This window comes from Cytobacillus sp. BC1816 (genome assembly GCF_051353635.1).
In the GTDB taxonomy this organism is placed as follows: domain Bacteria; phylum Bacillota; class Bacilli; order Bacillales; family Cytobacillaceae; genus Cytobacillus; species Cytobacillus oceanisediminis_C.
Genome location: NZ_CP195611.1, coordinates 2512227 through 2528710, shown reverse-complemented (window position 1 = coordinate 2528710; position 16484 = coordinate 2512227). Strand labels below are relative to the sequence as shown.

At 41.1% G+C, this 16484-nt stretch carries 14 protein-coding genes and 1 riboswitch; of the genes, 11 read left to right on the top strand and 3 right to left on the bottom strand.

The genetic code is table 11. The annotated features are described in order from the left end of the window. Nucleotide 1 precedes the first annotated feature (1 nt). From queD to ACR42H_RS12950, 7 genes are all read left to right on the top strand, one after another. A complete protein-coding gene (queD, locus tag ACR42H_RS12980; protein WP_113880980.1) occupies nucleotides 2-478 on the top strand; it encodes a 6-carboxytetrahydropterin synthase QueD in 477 nt (158 codons plus the stop codon). Then, complete coding sequence (gene queE, locus ACR42H_RS12975) at nucleotides 471-1202, top strand: 7-carboxy-7-deazaguanine synthase QueE (RefSeq protein WP_436376614.1); 732 nt, start codon at nucleotides 471-473, stop codon at nucleotides 1200-1202. The genes queD and queE overlap by 8 nt, the downstream gene beginning before the upstream one ends. A gap of 147 nt (nucleotides 1203-1349) precedes the next feature. Continuing rightward, nucleotides 1350-2456, top strand: coding sequence for an ABC transporter ATP-binding protein (locus tag ACR42H_RS12970; RefSeq protein WP_113880978.1), 1107 nt, complete (start codon nucleotides 1350-1352; stop codon nucleotides 2454-2456). Beyond that, on the top strand, nucleotides 2446-3249 hold the full coding sequence (locus ACR42H_RS12965) for an ABC transporter permease (RefSeq protein ID WP_113880977.1): 804 nt from the start codon (nucleotides 2446-2448) through the stop codon (nucleotides 3247-3249). The genes ACR42H_RS12970 and ACR42H_RS12965 overlap by 11 nt, the downstream gene beginning before the upstream one ends. Beyond that, nucleotides 3249-4052, top strand: coding sequence for an ABC transporter permease (locus tag ACR42H_RS12960; RefSeq protein WP_113880976.1), 804 nt, complete (start codon nucleotides 3249-3251; stop codon nucleotides 4050-4052). Before ACR42H_RS12965 ends, ACR42H_RS12960 begins: the two co-directional genes overlap by 1 nt. Beyond that, nucleotides 4049-5122 carry an ABC transporter substrate-binding protein gene (locus ACR42H_RS12955; protein WP_436376611.1) on the top strand — a complete coding sequence of 358 codons (1074 nt, stop codon included), beginning with the start codon at nucleotides 4049-4051 and terminating at the stop codon, nucleotides 5120-5122. Before ACR42H_RS12960 ends, ACR42H_RS12955 begins: the two co-directional genes overlap by 4 nt. A gap of 86 nt (nucleotides 5123-5208) precedes the next feature. Beyond that, the gene (locus ACR42H_RS12950) at nucleotides 5209-5982 is read left to right on the top strand and encodes a divergent polysaccharide deacetylase family protein (protein ID WP_436376609.1); all 774 of its coding nucleotides are present in this window, start codon (nucleotides 5209-5211) and stop codon (nucleotides 5980-5982) included. Nucleotides 5983-6215: 233 nt separating this feature from the next. Here ACR42H_RS12950 and ACR42H_RS12945 read toward each other — a convergent pair whose 3' ends face one another. Continuing rightward, nucleotides 6216-9278, bottom strand: a complete 3063-nt coding sequence (locus ACR42H_RS12945) for an efflux RND transporter permease subunit (RefSeq protein ID WP_436376607.1) — start codon at nucleotides 9276-9278, stop codon at nucleotides 6216-6218. 174 nt (nucleotides 9279-9452) lie between these two features. On the opposite strand from ACR42H_RS12945, the gene ACR42H_RS12940 reads away from it, so the two are divergent. Continuing rightward, on the top strand, nucleotides 9453-10331 hold the full coding sequence (locus tag ACR42H_RS12940; protein WP_436376605.1) for a TetR/AcrR family transcriptional regulator: 879 nt from the start codon (nucleotides 9453-9455) through the stop codon (nucleotides 10329-10331). A gap of 144 nt (nucleotides 10332-10475) precedes the next feature. Further along, nucleotides 10476-10628 carry a lmo0937 family membrane protein gene (locus tag ACR42H_RS12935; RefSeq protein WP_113880971.1) on the top strand — a complete coding sequence of 51 codons (153 nt, stop codon included), beginning with the start codon at nucleotides 10476-10478 and terminating at the stop codon, nucleotides 10626-10628. A 110-nt stretch (nucleotides 10629-10738) separates the two neighbouring features. Here the strand turns inward: ACR42H_RS12935 and ACR42H_RS12930 are convergent, their stop codons facing one another. Then, a complete protein-coding gene (locus tag ACR42H_RS12930; RefSeq protein WP_436376603.1) occupies nucleotides 10739-12052 on the bottom strand; it encodes an ATP-binding protein in 1314 nt (437 codons plus the stop codon). 192 nt (nucleotides 12053-12244) lie between these two features. Further along, nucleotides 12245-13975 carry an AAA family ATPase gene (locus tag ACR42H_RS12925; protein WP_113880969.1) on the bottom strand — a complete coding sequence of 577 codons (1731 nt, stop codon included), beginning with the start codon at nucleotides 13973-13975 and terminating at the stop codon, nucleotides 12245-12247. A gap of 284 nt (nucleotides 13976-14259) precedes the next feature. Between ACR42H_RS12925 and ACR42H_RS12920 the strand changes: the two genes are divergently transcribed. After that, nucleotides 14260-15600, top strand: a complete 1341-nt coding sequence (locus ACR42H_RS12920; protein ID WP_113881226.1) for an MATE family efflux transporter — start codon at nucleotides 14260-14262, stop codon at nucleotides 15598-15600. Between the two features lie 52 nt (nucleotides 15601-15652). Next, a riboswitch (TPP riboswitch) is annotated at nucleotides 15653-15755 on the top strand. A gap of 67 nt (nucleotides 15756-15822) precedes the next feature. Further along, complete coding sequence (gene thiT, locus ACR42H_RS12915; protein ID WP_113880968.1) at nucleotides 15823-16422, top strand: energy-coupled thiamine transporter ThiT; 600 nt, start codon at nucleotides 15823-15825, stop codon at nucleotides 16420-16422. Nucleotides 16423-16484 lie beyond the last annotated feature (62 nt).

Sequence of the window (16484 nt, the reverse complement as noted above, 5' to 3'; positions counted from 1 at the left end):
CATGTACGGTTTCAGGATTGTTGATAAACTGCAGAAAATTAATGAGGATATTAAACCCGATCAGCTGAAATACCACCAAAAGCGTGTATTGGTCAGCAAGGAATTCACTTTTGATTCAGCCCACCATCTGCATTGCTATGAAGGCAAATGCAAAAACCTGCATGGGCACACCTACAAGGTGGTTTTTGGCCTAAGCGGATTTGTGGATGACAGAGGGTTAATGATAGATTTTGGCGACATTAAAGAAATTTGGAAAAACGAAATTGAAATATTTCTGGACCACAAGTATCTGAATGAGACACTGCCGCCAATGAATACGACAGCAGAGAATATGGTTGTCTGGATTTATGAAAAAATGGCAGACAGCCTTCAAAACAGAAAAGAGCAATATATTGGGGCAAGAGTAGAATTTGTGCGCCTTTTTGAAACTCCTACAAGCTATGCTGAAGCAAGAAGGGAGTGGATGGAGGTTGAGTAAGATTCCTGTTCTTGAAATATTTGGGCCAACCATTCAGGGTGAAGGGATGGTGATCGGCCAGAAAACGATGTTCGTCCGTACAGCAGGATGTGATTATTCCTGCAGCTGGTGTGATTCATCCTTTACCTGGGATGGAAGCGCAAAAGACAGCATCCGCCAAATGGAACCGGAGGATATTTGGAACGAGCTTAAAGAGCTTGGCGGGGATGGATTCTCCTTTGTAACGATATCCGGCGGTAATCCAGCCCTTCTAAAAAATTTGAGTGATCTTATTTCATTGCTCAAAGCAGAAAAAATTAAGATCTGTCTGGAAACACAGGGGAGCTGCTGGCAGGATTGGTTTTATGAAATTGATGAACTGACCCTATCCCCAAAACCGCCGAGCTCAGGCATGAATACAGACTTCGATGTGCTCAATTATATTGTGAATAATCTTCAGACCCAAAGTAAGGCTGACCAGCAGTTCTCACTGAAGGTTGTTGTTTTTGATGATAAGGATTATGAATATGCAAAAAACGTTCATAAGCGCTATCCCGGTGTTCCGTTTTATCTGCAGGTGGGAAATGATGACACTGTTACAGCTGACGACCGAAACTTATTGCAGAGACTGCTTGACAAATATGATTGGCTCATTGAAAAAACGATACATGACAGTGATTTGACAGATGTTAAAGTACTTCCGCAGCTGCATACATATGTATGGGGCAATAAGCGGGGAGTGTAGTATCTGAATATCCCGCACCAATGGCTGCGGGATATTTTTGTTAAGGATGTTCACCAATATATGACAGATTCCGAGAAATTTATGATATTATACGTTTGAACTTAACAATACATAAGTGCTGTAATTTCTATAGATAGGGAGAGTTAGATGACAGATAACACCATTATTCGATTTAATTCCGTTACAAAAAGATATGATAATGATCCGCCGGTTTTAAAAGATGTCAGCTTTGAAATTGAACGCGGGAAGTTCTATACCCTTTTAGGGCCATCGGGCTGCGGGAAAACAACCATATTGCGATTGATTGCCGGCTTTACTGAACCTTCCGAAGGGGACATTTATTTTAATGGGCGAATAATAAATAATGTTCCAGCAAACAAAAGGCAGGTAAACACTGTTTTTCAGGATTACGCTCTATTTCCGCATCTGAATGTGTATGAGAATATTGCATTCGGTTTAAAAATCAAAAAATTAAAGAATGCAGATATTGATAGGAAAGTAAAAGAAGCGCTAAGATTTGTGAACCTTGAAGGCTACGAAAATCGGGAAATTAAAGAAATGTCAGGTGGACAGCGCCAGCGTGTGGCCATCGCGCGTGCCATTGTCAATGAACCAGAGGTTATTCTCCTGGATGAGCCTTTATCCGCACTTGATTTAAAGCTGCGGACCGAAATGCAATATGAGCTGAGGGAACTGCAGAGGAATCTGGGCATTACATTTATTTTCGTCACACATGACCAGGAAGAAGCATTAGCCATGTCAGATGAAATTTTCGTGCTTAACAGTGGAAGCATCGAACAAAGTGGAACTCCTACTGATATTTATGATGAGCCGATCAATCGTTTTGTGGCAGATTTTATTGGGGAATCAAATATTGTTGCTGGAACGATGATCCAAGATTATCAGGTAAAGTTTGCCGGAAAATTATTTGAGTGTGTTGATGGGGGCTTTGAGCCAAATGAAGATGTAGAGATCGTCATCCGGCCTGAAGACCTGGCTATTACTGCACCGGAAGACGGGAAACTGAAGGTACATGTTGACTCCCAGCTTTTTAGGGGCGTCCATTATGAAATCAGCTGCTATGACAGCGATGGCAATGAATGGCTGGTCCATTCAACCAAAAAGGCGACAGTCGGGGATCAAATTGGCCTTTATTTCGATCCCGAAGCAATACACGTCATGAGGCATGGGGAAACAGAAGAGGAATTTGATAAGCGTCTTGAAGCTTATGAAGAGGAAAGCCATGAGAACTAACTCCCGCAACTTTTATTTAATTCCTTATGTCCTTTGGATTGCCCTCTTTGTTGTAGCGCCATTGCTTCTTGTTCTGTATTATTCGTTTTTCGATATTGAAGGGCACTTCACTTTGGAGAATTATAGAAAGTTCTTTACACCCGTTTATTTAAAAATGACCCTGAGCTCCTTTTGGTATGCCTTTTTAATTACGTTATTTTCATTGCTGATCGCTTATCCGACAGCCTTTTTGCTTACTAAGACGAAACATAAGCAGCTTTGGCTCTTATTAATTATCCTGCCATCGTGGATTAATTTGCTTTTGAAAGCCTATGCTTTTCTGGGCATCTTTGGAACATATGGGGCAGCGAATAGCTTTTTGGATGTCATGGGAATAGGGGGAAGGCAAATTCTGTTCACTGATTTCAGCTTTATCTTTGTGTCGGTATACATTTTTCTTCCTTTCATGATTTTGCCAATATTTAATTCTTTAGATGAACTCAATCCAACCCTTCTTGATGCCAGCAATGATTTAGGCGGGTCTTCCTGGGTAACATTTAAACGCGTTATTTTTCCTTTGACACTTGACGGGGTGAAAGCAGGATGCCAGATTGTCTTTATCCCTGCACTTTCTCTATTCATGCTGACAAGGCTGATTGCAGGAAACCGTGTCATTACTCTGGGAACAGCCATTGAACAGCATTTTCTAGTGACACAGGACTGGGGAATGGGCTCGACCATTGCCGTATTCCTGATTATCGCAATGGTGTTCATTATGGTGCTGACAGGCAGAAGAAAGCGGGGGATTCTATAATGAAAAAGAACAGGAGATGGCCGGCGATTTATTTGGCTCTTATCTTTATCATCCTGTACGCCCCGATCTTTTACTTGATATTTTATTCATTCAACAGCGGAGGAACCATGTATCAATTCGAAGGTTTCACCCTGGATTGGTATCGGGAGCTGTTTGCTGATACCCGCTTGCTCATCATTGTCCTTAACACTATTATTATTGCCCTATTGTCTGCCGCGATTTCGACTATAATTGGAGTGGCTGGAGCACTTGCCATTGCCTATGCGAGAAAACGAAGAGTGAAAAACACGCTCTTGTCACTGAATAATGTGCTGATTGTCAGTCCGGATGTCATTATAGGCGCCTCGTTTTTGATTCTGTTTACAATGATCGGACTTAAGCTTGGATTTGTATCTGTTTTGCTTGCACACATTGCCTTTAGTGTTCCGATTGTTGTGCTGATGGTTTTGCCTAAAATAGAAGAAATGAGCACGTCCATGATTTATGCAGCCATGGATCTTGGGGCAAGCAGGTTTGATGTGCTGACTAAAGTCATTCTCCCTTATATTACTCCAGGAATTTTCGCTGGCTTTTTTATGGCCCTGACGTATTCCCTGGATGATTTTGCGGTAACTTTCTTTGTTACAGGCAACGGCTTTACCACATTGTCTGTCGAGATTTACTCACTGGCAAGACGGGGAGTTTCTTTAAATATTAATGCTTTATCTGCTTTGCTTTTCCTATTTACAATCATTCTGGTAATAGGCTATTACTTTATTACAAAACGAAATGATAAGCCGAATGGAATGGGGGTGAGGCAATGAAGAAGCTTGTTCAGGCGCTCGCCGCCGTACTAATTGTTTCATTTGCCTTGTTGTACATCGTTTCAGGGCTGAATTCCTCTCAGGGCTATACAAGCGGCAATACTTTGACCATTTTTAACTGGGGCGACTATATTGATGCAGACTTGGTGGACAAGTTCGAACAGGAAACAGGCATAAAAGTCATCTATGAGACGTTCGATTCCAATGAAGCCATGATGACCAAAATTGAACAGGGCGGCACAGCCTATGATATTGCCGTTCCATCTGAATATGCAATTGAAAAAATGAAAGAGGAAGACCTGCTTTTGCCGGTTGACCATTCGAAAATTCCGAATCTGAAATATATTGATCAGCGTTTTATGAACCTGCCTTTTGATCCCGGGAATGAATATTCGATTCCATATTTCTGGGGAACAGTCGGGATTCTTTATAACACCGATATTTTAGGAGATAAAAAAATCAAAAGCTGGCATGATTTATGGGACCCTGAATTAAAGAACCAGATCCTGCTGATTGATGGGGCACGGGAAGTAATGGGCATGGGGCTCAACAGTCTGCATTATTCTCTGAATGACAAAAATAAAGACCATTTGATCGAAGCAAAAGAAAAGCTCGATAGTCTTACTCCTAACATTAAAGCCATTGTCGGTGATGAAATCAGAATGCTGATGGAAAATGATGAAGCCGGCATTGGGGTGGTCTGGTCCGGCACGGCACAGGAGCTCATGTGGGAGAAGGATAATCTGGAATATGTACTTCCGGAAGAAGGCTCCAATCTTTGGTTTGATAATATGGTCATCCCTAAGACTGCCAAAAACCCGGAAGCGGCCCACCAGTTCATGAATTTCATCCTTGACCCGGAAAATGCGGCACAAAATACAGAATACGTTGGATATTCAACGCCGAATAAAGAAGCGATGAAATATATGGACGAAGAAACAATCTCAGATGAACGATTCTATCCCGATGAAGAAATGACAGCTCGGCTGGAGGTTTATGAGAACCTGGGAAAAAGGATGCTTGCTTATTATAATGAGCTTTTCCTTGAGTTTAAAATGCATAAAAAATAAAGTGCTGCCAGGATCAATTCCTGGCAGTTTTTGCATTGGAACTGTTTTAAAGATTCAGGGAATGCTAGCCCAAAGGAGGATGGAAAATGAAAATATTCATCAGTATATTTTTATTGATTTTTTCATTCGCAAGTATGGGGACTTCCATAAGTGCTGCCCCGCTAAAACCTGAATTGGCGATTGTCATTGACGATCTGGGAAACAACATGAAGGGAACAGCAGAAATGATGGAGCTCCCGGTGACCTTAACGGTTGCCATCATGCCTTTTATGCCAACGACAAAAGAAGATGCAGAACTGGCAAGTGAAAATGGACATGAAGTGATCGTTCATATGCCGATGGAGCCGAAAAGAGGAAAGAGGAGCTGGCTAGGTCCAGGGGCAATCACAACTGATTTAACCGATGAAGAAATCCGCAGCAGGGTGAAGAGTGCCATTAAAGAAGTGCCGCATGCCGTCGGGATGAATCATCATATGGGTTCAAGAGCCACTGAAAATGAGCGGGTCATGAGAATAGTCCTTAAAGTATGCAAAGAACAAGGATTATTTTATCTCGACAGCAAAACAACCGGCAAAAGCGTCGTTGGCAAATTGGCAAAAGAAATAGGTGTACCCTATGTAGAAAACAATATTTTCTTCGATGACATATACACCACTGCCCATATTACAAAACAGGCTGACAGACTTGCTGAAAAACTGGTGAAAAATGAACGAATTATCGCAATCGGCCATGTCGGCATCACAGGAACAAAGATGGTTAATGTGCTTAAAGAGTATATACCTGTTTATAAAGAGAAAGCAGAGATAGTGCCGCTGTCAGAACTGATTCCAGGCTATGAACTTATTGACGAAGGACCATAAATAAAATAAAAGCTGCAAGCCTGGTGTGGTTTGCAGCTTTATTCATGGTGTGTAATAAAACGGTGATGGTGAATACGGTTTGAATCCTAAAAGGTGGCCGCCCACATTCCGGTCTGGTTAGTCCCGCAACGAAGCGATGTTAGAAGAGGTGGGCGACCGTGAATATAGTATATGCAGTGATGCAAAAAGGATGCAGCAAAACCTCCCTGAATACAGGAAGGTTTTGTATGATTTTATTGATCTTGTATGGCATGGGTGTGCGGCACCTTTTTAAACGCGAGATACATCATCGGAACAATGATCAGGGTCAGGATGACCGAGAATAAAATGCCTGAGATAATGGTGATGGCAAGCGGCGTGAAGAGTGCGTCGCCGCTTACTGCAACAGGTATTAAAGCAACGATTGATGTTAATGCAGTCAGGATAATGGGCCTGAATCTGACACGACCAGCTTCTACTACTGCTTCTTGAATGGTCATTCCTGTTTTTAATCCCTGTTCCATAAATTCGATTAAAACAACAGAGTTGCGGACTACTATGCCGGTCAATGAAACCATGCCCATAACAGCAAGGAAACTGATTGGCGTTTGTGTAACGAACAAGCCTAGAATCGCACCGGCAATCGCCAGGTAAACGGCAACTAACACAAGGAATGGCAGGCCAAGGGAATTAAATTGAAATGCGATCAGCAAATAGACAAGGAAGATCACAATAATAAACAATACCGTTATTTCGGCAAAGAAATCATTTTGTGCCTGGTTTTCCCCGCCTATTGAAATACTGTAATTTTGATCATTCAATTTTTCACGTTCGTCTTCTACTAGATTTTGCACGGTTTCCTTAAAGGTTTTCTCATCCTTCGGGAAAGCCCTGATTGTAATGGCCCTTTCTCCATTTTGGTGAGGGATCCGCTGAATTTCTTCCGTTCTTTCTTCCTCAACAAGCGTATCTGCGGAAATCATTGCTGGAGGTCCACCCTGAGTACTTTCCGCTGGTATTTCCAGCTTGGATAGGTCAAGTTCTGCACCTTTTTCTCCAAGAAGGATACTCATATCTCTTTTGACAACACCATTATCAAAAGCTTTAAGCGGGATCCCTTCTGTAACCAGCCGAATCTGCTCACTGATCTCGTTTACCGTTATCCCATATTCCTCAAGAAGCTCTCTCTTCGGTACGTATTTTAAAGTTGGTTCCATACTGCCAATGTTATCGACTACAAAGTCGGCTCCTGCTTCATTCATTTCTCTGGAGAGATTATCGCGGAGTTCCAGCAGTTTTTCTAACTCAGGCCCTTTGACTGTTACCGTCACAGGTGCACCAGCAGGAGGCCCCTGCTGTATCGTTTCCATGAATATTTCTGAATCGGGATATTTCTCTCTCAAAATGGGCGACCAGTCATCGATTAACCCCTGTGCCGTCTGGCTCTCACGGTCCACCCGGGCAACAATCTGACCTGTATTGGAACCAGTCACATTAAGGGAGCTATTGAACAAGTTAGGCAAACCAGTCCCGGCAAAGACACTTGTTTCCTTCACACCCTTGTCGCTTAAAAGCATCTTTTCAATGTTCTCAAGTTCTTCAGCAGTCTCTTCAAGTGTTGTACCGATCGGCAATGACACATCTATAGTGACTTCTTCACGATCCGCAGCAGGGAAGAACTCAAAGGGCGTTAACAAAGCAAGGCCTAGGATAGCTGTAGTAACTATCAATCCTAAGAAAGAAACAAGCTTAGGTTTTTTGGAAATAGACTTTAAAAGCTTGTCAGCATATAGATCTGCTGATTTATTCAGCGGTTTTCCCAAAAGACCGGGTGCATCCGGAACTTTCCTGCTCGTTCTGCTGTACATCATGTAGCGCATCATTGGTACAAATATCAGTGCAACCAAAGTTGAAGCCAAAATGGTTGTAATCAGCACTGTTGGCAGCGCACGGATAAATGCTCCATTCCCTCCAGACAGAAAGATAAGCGGCAGGAAGGTAAAAACAATCGCCAGGGAGGACGTAACAATCGAAACCCAGATTTCTTTTGTCCCATTTATGGCTCCTTTTAATGCATTGTCCCCGAGCTTATACCTTCTCTGGATATTATCATTAACAACTATGGAGTCATCAACCAAAATCCCTAATGCGATTATGGCACCAATCACCGAGATCTGATTTAAATCAACCCCGGAAACCGGCAGGGGAATAAGCCCGATTAATACTGAAATAGGTATAGCCAGTGCAACAACAAATGCGCCTGAAACAGTAAGGCCAAGTGCTGTTGTTAATATAACCGCAATGACTGAGATGGCAAGGGATAGGAAAAGCCCGTCAAAAATCTCAGTGACAAGATGAGCCTGAGAATAATAATTCTCAATACCCACATTCTCAGGCAGGGATTTACTGAGTTCCTCCATTTTTTCGCTTACGCTTTCATCAACTGACGGAATATCCTGTCCTGCTTCCACAAAAGCTGTAAATGAAATCGAAGGTTTGCCTTTAAATGTAACAATATCTCCTTTTTCCTTCTGGACAATTTCTACATTGGCAATATCACCGAGAACGACTGATTCACCCTGGGGAGTCTTGCCTGCAAATACATTCTCAAGCTCATCCTCAGTTGTAAAATGATCGACGGTCAATTGAACGATTTCTGAATTTATTTCTTGTTTTCCTATTGGCGCAGGGTAGTATTCTTCATTTATTGCCTCGATCACATCAGGCAGAATGATGCCCTTTTCTTTTAGTGATTCTGGGTCAAGCTGGATGGCGATTTCTTCTTCAGCTAAACCTTTAATAGTTACACCTTCAACTCCTTTTAACGATTCAACTTCTTCCTTCCATCGCGCCAGTTCATCCTGTAAAGGAAGAAGGTTATCTATACTGTCACTTGTAAGATGGTAAGAAACGATTGGCATTTTTACATTCGATTCATTAATTTCAGGCTCAAAGGCTTCCTCAGGAAATCCGGCGGCTGCATCTGAAACAGCCTGCCGGATATTGCTGAACACTTCTTTTTTGTCTTCTCCGTCAGATACGGTTACGATAATAGCAGAGAAACCGGCTGCTGATGAAGAACTGATTTCTTCAATCCCATCAATGGACTGCAATTTTGTCTCAATGGGATTCGTAATATTTCTCTCCACACTGTCAACAGTCGCTCCGGGATAAACCGTATTCACCGTCCCGATATTAATGGCTGTTTCAGGAATTTCCCTTTGAGGGAGCTGTAAAAATGTAAAGGCTCCTACGATAACAAACAATAAAAATAAGATTAATATGATTTTGGATCGCTTTAGAATCCATTCAAGCATAAATTCTCCTCCTAAAAAAATGACTTTCGGGTCAAAATGAAAATAAATCACTTTTAATGTATTGAAAAATAAAGGTTTTCACCCCGACTTAATAGTCATTTTGAAGTGTTTTGTTAATGGAGTCAAGAATGGATGTGCTGAGGGACGAAAACTTATGTATGAGGTGTTTAGGATATGAATAAACGGGAAGCAATTTTAGAAACTGCAGTAAGCCTATTTGCAGAGAAAGGGTACAATCAGACCTCCATGCAGGAAATCGCAGATGGGGTCGGGATTTCCAAAGGATCCCTGTATTCTTTTTTTACTTCAAAAGAAGAGTTGATGATATCCATATATGAACATTATCAGCAGCTTGTATTTGAGAGGGTATTTATCATCGGTCTGGATGAAGATCTGCCGCCGCTTCAAAAGCTTGAGAAACAATTCACTGTTCAGTTTGAAGGAATATTGGAATATAAAGCATATATGAAGATGCATATGAGGGGAGAAGCTGCCACAAATAGTAAAAAAATTTCCGCTATGGAACACAGAATGAGAGGACGGTTATTTTCCTGGCTGGAAAAGAGTCTAGTCAGTCTTTATGGCGAAGAACTCTCAGCATATAAATGGGATATGCTGTTTATGATTCAATCCATATATCGGACCTATATGATGCTCATGGTTTCTGGAAAGGCGAAAATTTCACCTGCAAAAATTGGAAAGCATATCGTCAGACAACTTGAAGCAATGGCAATTGACTTTATCAGGGGAAACAGCCATCCGATTCTAGATGAAGAGATGATGAAGGATTTTGTTGTTGAAATGGACAAAGAAGGTGCATTCATTTCTTTTGAGAAAAGGGAGCAGGCATGGAAAACGTTTTATACCAAGCTTAAGGATTTGGAAAAAAGTGAAGCATCCTCATTAAAAGAAATTGCCAATCGCATATCAGAAGAAACAAGAAAATCCAGACCTGAAATGGTGGTAATCAAAGGACTATTCGCTTTATTAAAAGAGAACGGAGAAATAGCGGCTGCCGCAAAAGTGCTGGAAAATGAAATACTTTCTGAATAAAAATATCCATCCATTGCAAAACATAACATTGTCAGAACTGTAAAAAGTGCGGCAATGTTTTTTTTGTATTTTTCATTTACTCATGAATTAGTCCCCATTGTTAGGGGTATGTAAATAATAGATCAACAGGAAGGGGTGAATTGCATGCTTTGGACTTTAGCAGGTATTCTGCTTGTATTATGGATACTCGGATTAATATTTAAAGTAGCAGGGGGCATCATTCATATACTGCTGGTAATAGCAGCGATCATCATTGTTGTAAACTTTATAAGAGGCCGTGCATCCGGTAGGGGATAAATGAAAAAAGCCTTCAGTTTTGGAGGCTTTTTTCATTGGTACTTTAAAGTTAATGTATTTGATCCATCCCGTTTAAAGCTATCCCGTGCTGCCAGCATTTATTTTTCGAATTAACTCTCATTAATACGCTGACCTTCAGACCTGTTTTCGAAAGGAGGCAGCCGAACCTCTTCAGGCGAGTAATATAACGGCAGCGAAATAGTAAAATTGGTTCCTTTATTCTGTGTGCTTTCTATTAAATATTTCCCTTTCAAACGACTGATGATGTCAAAAGATATCATTAATCCTAAGCCGGTTCCTTTTGTTTTAGTTGAGTAATAGGGCTGACCGAGCATTTGAAGTTTTTCTTTTGACATTCCAACACCTTCATCTTTAATTTGTATTTCTGCTGCAGTATTTCTTTTGAATGCTTTAACCTCTAGAATACCGCCATCAGGCATGGCTTCTATACTATTTTTCATTACGTTTATAAATAATTGCTTCATTTCATTTGGATTACCCATGATAAAAATCCCTTCAAAAATACTTGTCCTTATTTCAACCTTTGTCATCAGTCCATAAGGCCTCATAAAATCTGCCGCTTCCAATAGTACTCCGGAAAGAGAAACTTTACTGGCACCAGGAGTTTCCGGTCGTGCAAGTGAAAGGAAATCACTAATAATATGATTGGTTCTGTCCAGCTCTTCCAAAGAAACTTTAATAAAGGACTTTTGATCTGCAGTCAGGTTTTTTTCATTTTTAAGCATTTGCAAAAACCCTCTTACAGTAGTCATTGGATTCCTAATTTCATGGGCAACAGACGCAGCGAGCTGACTGATCGCATTGATTTTTTCAGCATCTCTCAGTTTTTGCATCATCTTTTCCTGAAGCAGATTCATTTCAATCAAATAGATAATCATAGAAAGAGTCACAATGGAAACTGCTGAAAACAATAGTAAGTATGGAGCGTCTTCTTTTATATCCTTTTGAAGGAGAATAACATACCTGGTTATCGTAATGGGAAGATAAAATAACACAGCTATACTGAGTTTTTGTCTAAATGTACATTTTTTATAGAATTTTGAAGCATAGAAAAAGAGCAAAGAAATAAATGTGTAATTTACGAGCGCAATCCAAATATCTCCTGGTGAAAAAAAGCCCTTAAAAGAAATCAATACAAAAATAGTCAGGAAACCCGCAACAGGGTTAATGTAAAAATAGGCGACAAAAACAGGAATAAATTTCAAGTCAAAAAACTGACCGCCTGCAATTTCCACCGGGAAAGTCATAGTAAGGAAAAGGGCTAAAAAAAGACCAGAAAAAAGCGGGGCCGAAGTCTTCAAGCGATCCCCCTGATGGGAAGAGATTTTATGGATAAAAGGGATCATCATCATAATCAGAAAGTGAAAAATCAAGTCAGCTGTAAAATCATACAAAAGAACCATTCCTTCAACATGTAGGTATATTAGTAATTAAACAAAAGAGAGGAAGAATCCTTTATATGGGAACAATTATATTAATTCTGTTTATTTGAAGGACCATTTGTTTACATAACATTATTATGGAATAAATTTGATTATTTACTTATGACCCGCAGTTTCCATTATAAAAACCGGCCCCCAGGGGCCGGTTACTTATCATGCTATTACCATTTCAGTCTTCAATTCTCCAACAATATTCTGGACTTCACTGCCTTCAAGAGTTTCTTTTTCAAGAAGGGCATCTACGAGAGTTTCAAATTGACGCTGATGATTTGCGATGATCAATTCGCATCTTTCCAGTGCTTTCTGGAAAAGATCCTGCATTTTTGCTTCTTTTTGACCTTTGTTAAAAGTAAGCTCAAAGCCGTTATCCAGTAACCCGGTGTCAACCATTTGCTCAATGATATGCTTGGCTTGTTTAACATCACCGCTTACTCCAATGCTATGCTCGCCAAGAATCATTCGTTCTGATACACCGCCAGCGAGAATCATGGCAACCTGATCAAGCAATTCACTTGTTGTCGATAAGTGTAGCTCTTTTTGAATAGGAGCTACGTAACCAAGTGCTTCACCCCGGGGAATGATGGTTGCTTTTCGGACGGATCCTGGTTTTGTTAAAGCAGCCACTAAAGCATGGCCAGCTTCGTGTATGGCAACCCGCTGCTTCGTACCGGGATCCTGCAATGCCCGGGTGGTTGTTCCCAGTATGGTCCGGTCCAGCGCATAATCCAAATCATCCTTTGAGATAATTTCCTGGCCGTTTCGGACAGCTCTGCGGCTTGCCGTTTCAAAAAGGGAATGAAGATCTGCTCCCGAGAATCCAGAAGTGCTTTCAGCTAAATCGCCAAGTGTTGTCATGACATCCTCAGCAAGTAATCTATTTTTCGTGTGAATATTGATAATCTCTCTTCGGCCCTTTGTATCCGGAAGAGGGACATTGAAGGAGAAGTCAATACGTCCCGGACGGAGGAATGCTTCATCGAGCATATCCTTCCTGTTTGTCGCTGCAATAAATAGTATTCCATCATTGGAATGTCCGCCGTCCAGCTGGACTAACAGCTCAGTTAAAGTTTTTTCGCTTTCTTCTCCGCCATGTTGCTTTCTTCTGCCCGCCAATGCATCTACTTCGTCAATGAAGACGACAGCAGGAGCATGCTTTCTGGCATTTTGGAAAAGATTTCTTACTCGGGATGCTCCCACACCAACGAACAATTCATTAAAACCGGAACCGCTGGTTGAGAAAAACGTTGCTCCAAGTTCTTTAGCGATTGCCTGAGCCAGCAATGTTTTTCCCGTTCCAGGAGGCCCGTATAATAGAATTCCCTTCGGCGGCTTAATCCCCATCTTCAGTGAGCGCTCGGGTTCTTTTAATATTGAAAGTGTCTGCATGATTTCCTCTTTCATTTCTTCCTGAATTCCGCCAACATCTTCAAGTGAAATGGAAGGAAGAGCCTTTGGCTTAGATACACTTTGCTTCATTGTATTTGTAGCACCCATTCCGCCTTTTCCTGACTTAAACAGGTAAATGCCAATGGCTATAAACAAAAGGACTACACCGCCCAGAATCCAAGGGGTGTAAGGTCCTGTGGTTGCGAATGTATATTGTATATTATAGGTTTCTACTAATTTATCAACCATCTCACTGTTGGGAGGCACATGGGAGATGTACTCGCCATCAGGGGCTGTGATCAGCAGTTTCCCATTTTTATATTCCTGTACTGCAACAGTCTTTCCATCCTGGGAGGCAATAATTTTTTCCACAGAAGAAAATGGGACTGTCACATCCTTTTTTCCTGCTTGTACGGTCCAAATAACCGCCGCCAAAATCACCGTGATCACCAATGCAATAGAAACAATCGTCGAAGGCTTCTTAAGACGTGATTTCAACTATTTCCCTCCTCATTAAACATACCTACATTATAAGGAAAAAGAATTGTTAATTACAGGGTTTTACGCTTTTTAAACGTTGTAAATTATGGAAAAATAATAGTTTTTTAGAGAGATTGTGCTATAACAGCATTTCAGGTGCATCTATTTGTGATAAAAATGTGACAGCGGTGAAGAAAATAAAATCATAAAACTTAATCAAAATCAAAACCATAAAATTGGAAACAGAATGTGAAATAGGGAATAATGGAACTGTGAAAAATATAAGGAAAAAAGGTGTTAAGATGGCTCAGCAGGATTTTACAAAAGGAAATATATTCAAACAGCTCCTGGTGTTCTCAACTCCAATCATGCTTACTAATTTCCTGCAGGTTTCTTATCAATTTATTGATAGTCTATGGGTTGGGAATCTGCTAGGGGCTGACGCATTGGGAGCTGTCGCGGTGTCAGGAACTGTAATCTTTACAGTTCTTTCTTTTATCATTGGAATAAACAATGCGGCGTTAACGATCTTATCCCAGCAAAAAGGCGGAGATCATGAAGAGGGGCTGAAACGATATTTGAATGCCTTTACCGTCATTCAGACAATTATGTCAGTTGCTCTAGGAATAGCTGGATTCCTGCTTGCAGAAAGAATTTTGGCCTTTATGGGTACACCTGCGGGAATGGCAGAAGGTGCAGCATCCTATTTACAGATTAACTTCATTGGAATTCTGTTTTTATTTGGATACAACTTTATAGGAACTGTACTTAGAGCGCTCGGAGACAGCATAAGTCCTCTGTACTTTGTCCTGATAGCAGTCGTATTAAATGCAATCCTGGATCCTCTTTTTATATCTGTATACCAGCTTGGTATTGATGGGGCAGCTTATGCAACAATCCTTTCACAGGGGTTCGCATTTATGATCGGAATGATATTCATACTCCGCAAAAAGCTGGCACCGTTCTCTGTCCCTTCTTGGCCGCATAAAGAGGAGGCAGCATTAATTTTTAAGCTTGGCATCCCTTCAGGACTCCAAATGACTGTTATATCGGCTGGTGTTATGGCTATTATGTCTGTTGTCACCTCCTTTGGCGGTGACGTGGTTGCGGGATTTGGTGCAGCACAGCGCATTGACAGCATCATTATGCTTCCGGCTATGGCATTGGGGACTGCAGTCAACAGTATGGCTGGTCAAAATATAGGGAAAAATCAATGGGAAAGAGTTCATCAAATTGCCTTGTACGGAGTAGTTTACAATCTTGGAATCATGTTCATCATCGCCTTTGGGACGGTCCTATTTGCCGAACACGGGGTGCGCCTGTTTATTCAGGATAAGGAATCAGTTAAGTATGGCACTGACTATTTAAAGATCATTGCATTTTTTTATCCGCTCCTGGGCATTAATTTTATATTGAATGGTGTGGTAAGAGCATCTGGTGCGATGTTTCAAGTGCTGGTACTGAATATTATTTCATTCTGGATCCTGCGCTATCCTTTAACATTTATATTTTCAAAGCTTATGGGTGATAAAGGTATAGCTGCAGGCATGGGGATCAGCTTTGCCATAAGCAGTGTCATTGCCTTTATGTATTACCGAATCGGAAAGTGGGATAAACAGATTATATTTGGCGAGGAAAAATAAATCCTTTTCACTTTCAATTTTTTCATTTATACTAAAATCGGATAATACAATAACGTGCCACAAGGGGAGCATTTTGCTGAGAGTGAACAGTTCGCTGTTCTGACCCTTTGAACCTGTTAGATAATGCTAGCGCAGGAATGTGGAATAAAAGGCGGAAGGGGTTTTTCTGCCTGCTTGTTCTCCCTTGGGGTATCGTCATACGATTAAAGGGGGATTTTTTTTATGAAAAAATTAAGCCTGACGGCGATGATTGAAGCTTCATTTTTTGCAGCATTTGCTATTATTTTGGATTTCCTTCCATCTTTAAAGCTGTCGCCTTCCATTTCGATTTCTGCTGCGATGATACCAATATTCATTTTGGCATTCAGATGGGGCTTTAAGGTGAGCTTCATTTCCGGTCTATTATGGGGAATATTGCAGATTGCCATGGGTGATGCCTGGATTGCGACTCCGCTTCAGGCATTTATCGAATACTTTATTGCATTTGCCTGTATTGGTTTAGCTGGTTTGTTTTTCCGCCCAATTCAAAATCAGCTGCGCAGCGGAAACAAGAAAAAGGCATTGGGCTGGGTAGTTTTAGCTGTGTTTGCCGGAAGCCTTGCCCGGTATTTCTGGCATTTCATAGCAGGTGTCCTTTTCTTTGGAAGCTATGCGCCAGAAGGGATGTCACCGGTTCTTTTTTCCTTCCTGGCAAACGGTGCAACCATGCTCGGAGCAGCTATTCTCTGCTCGATTTTAGCTGTATTAATTATATCTTCGGCTCCAAGATTAATCATAAGAAAGACAGATGAAATGATTCAATCTCAAAAAAGTGTATCCTAATAAAATCAGCCTCTTTGAAAATTTTCAAAGAGGTTTTTTCTTATTATAGGAAACTGCTCCTG

Excerpts from the sequence above, each read along its gene's own strand:
- queD (WP_113880980.1), top strand. The coding sequence starts at position 2 with ATGTACGGTTTCAGGATTGTTGATAAACTGCAGAAAATTAATGAGGAT.
- ACR42H_RS12970 (WP_113880978.1), top strand. The coding sequence starts at position 1,350 with ATGACAGATAACACCATTATTCGATTTAATTCCGTTACAAAAAGATAT.
- ACR42H_RS12965 (WP_113880977.1), top strand. The coding sequence starts at position 2,446 with ATGAGAACTAACTCCCGCAACTTTTATTTAATTCCTTATGTCCTTTGG.
- ACR42H_RS12960 (WP_113880976.1), top strand. The coding sequence starts at position 3,249 with ATGAAAAAGAACAGGAGATGGCCGGCGATTTATTTGGCTCTTATCTTT.
- ACR42H_RS12955 (WP_436376611.1), top strand. The coding sequence starts at position 4,049 with ATGAAGAAGCTTGTTCAGGCGCTCGCCGCCGTACTAATTGTTTCATTT.
- ACR42H_RS12950 (WP_436376609.1), top strand. The coding sequence starts at position 5,209 with ATGAAAATATTCATCAGTATATTTTTATTGATTTTTTCATTCGCAAGT.
- ACR42H_RS12945 (WP_436376607.1), bottom strand. The coding sequence starts at position 9,278 with ATGCTTGAATGGATTCTAAAGCGATCCAAAATCATATTAATCTTATTT.
- ACR42H_RS12940 (WP_436376605.1), top strand. The coding sequence starts at position 9,453 with ATGAATAAACGGGAAGCAATTTTAGAAACTGCAGTAAGCCTATTTGCA.
- ACR42H_RS12935 (WP_113880971.1), top strand. The coding sequence starts at position 10,476 with ATGCTTTGGACTTTAGCAGGTATTCTGCTTGTATTATGGATACTCGGA.
- ACR42H_RS12930 (WP_436376603.1), bottom strand. The coding sequence starts at position 12,052 with ATGGTTCTTTTGTATGATTTTACAGCTGACTTGATTTTTCACTTTCTG.
- ACR42H_RS12920 (WP_113881226.1), top strand. The coding sequence starts at position 14,260 with ATGGCTCAGCAGGATTTTACAAAAGGAAATATATTCAAACAGCTCCTG.
- thiT (WP_113880968.1), top strand. The coding sequence starts at position 15,823 with ATGAAAAAATTAAGCCTGACGGCGATGATTGAAGCTTCATTTTTTGCA.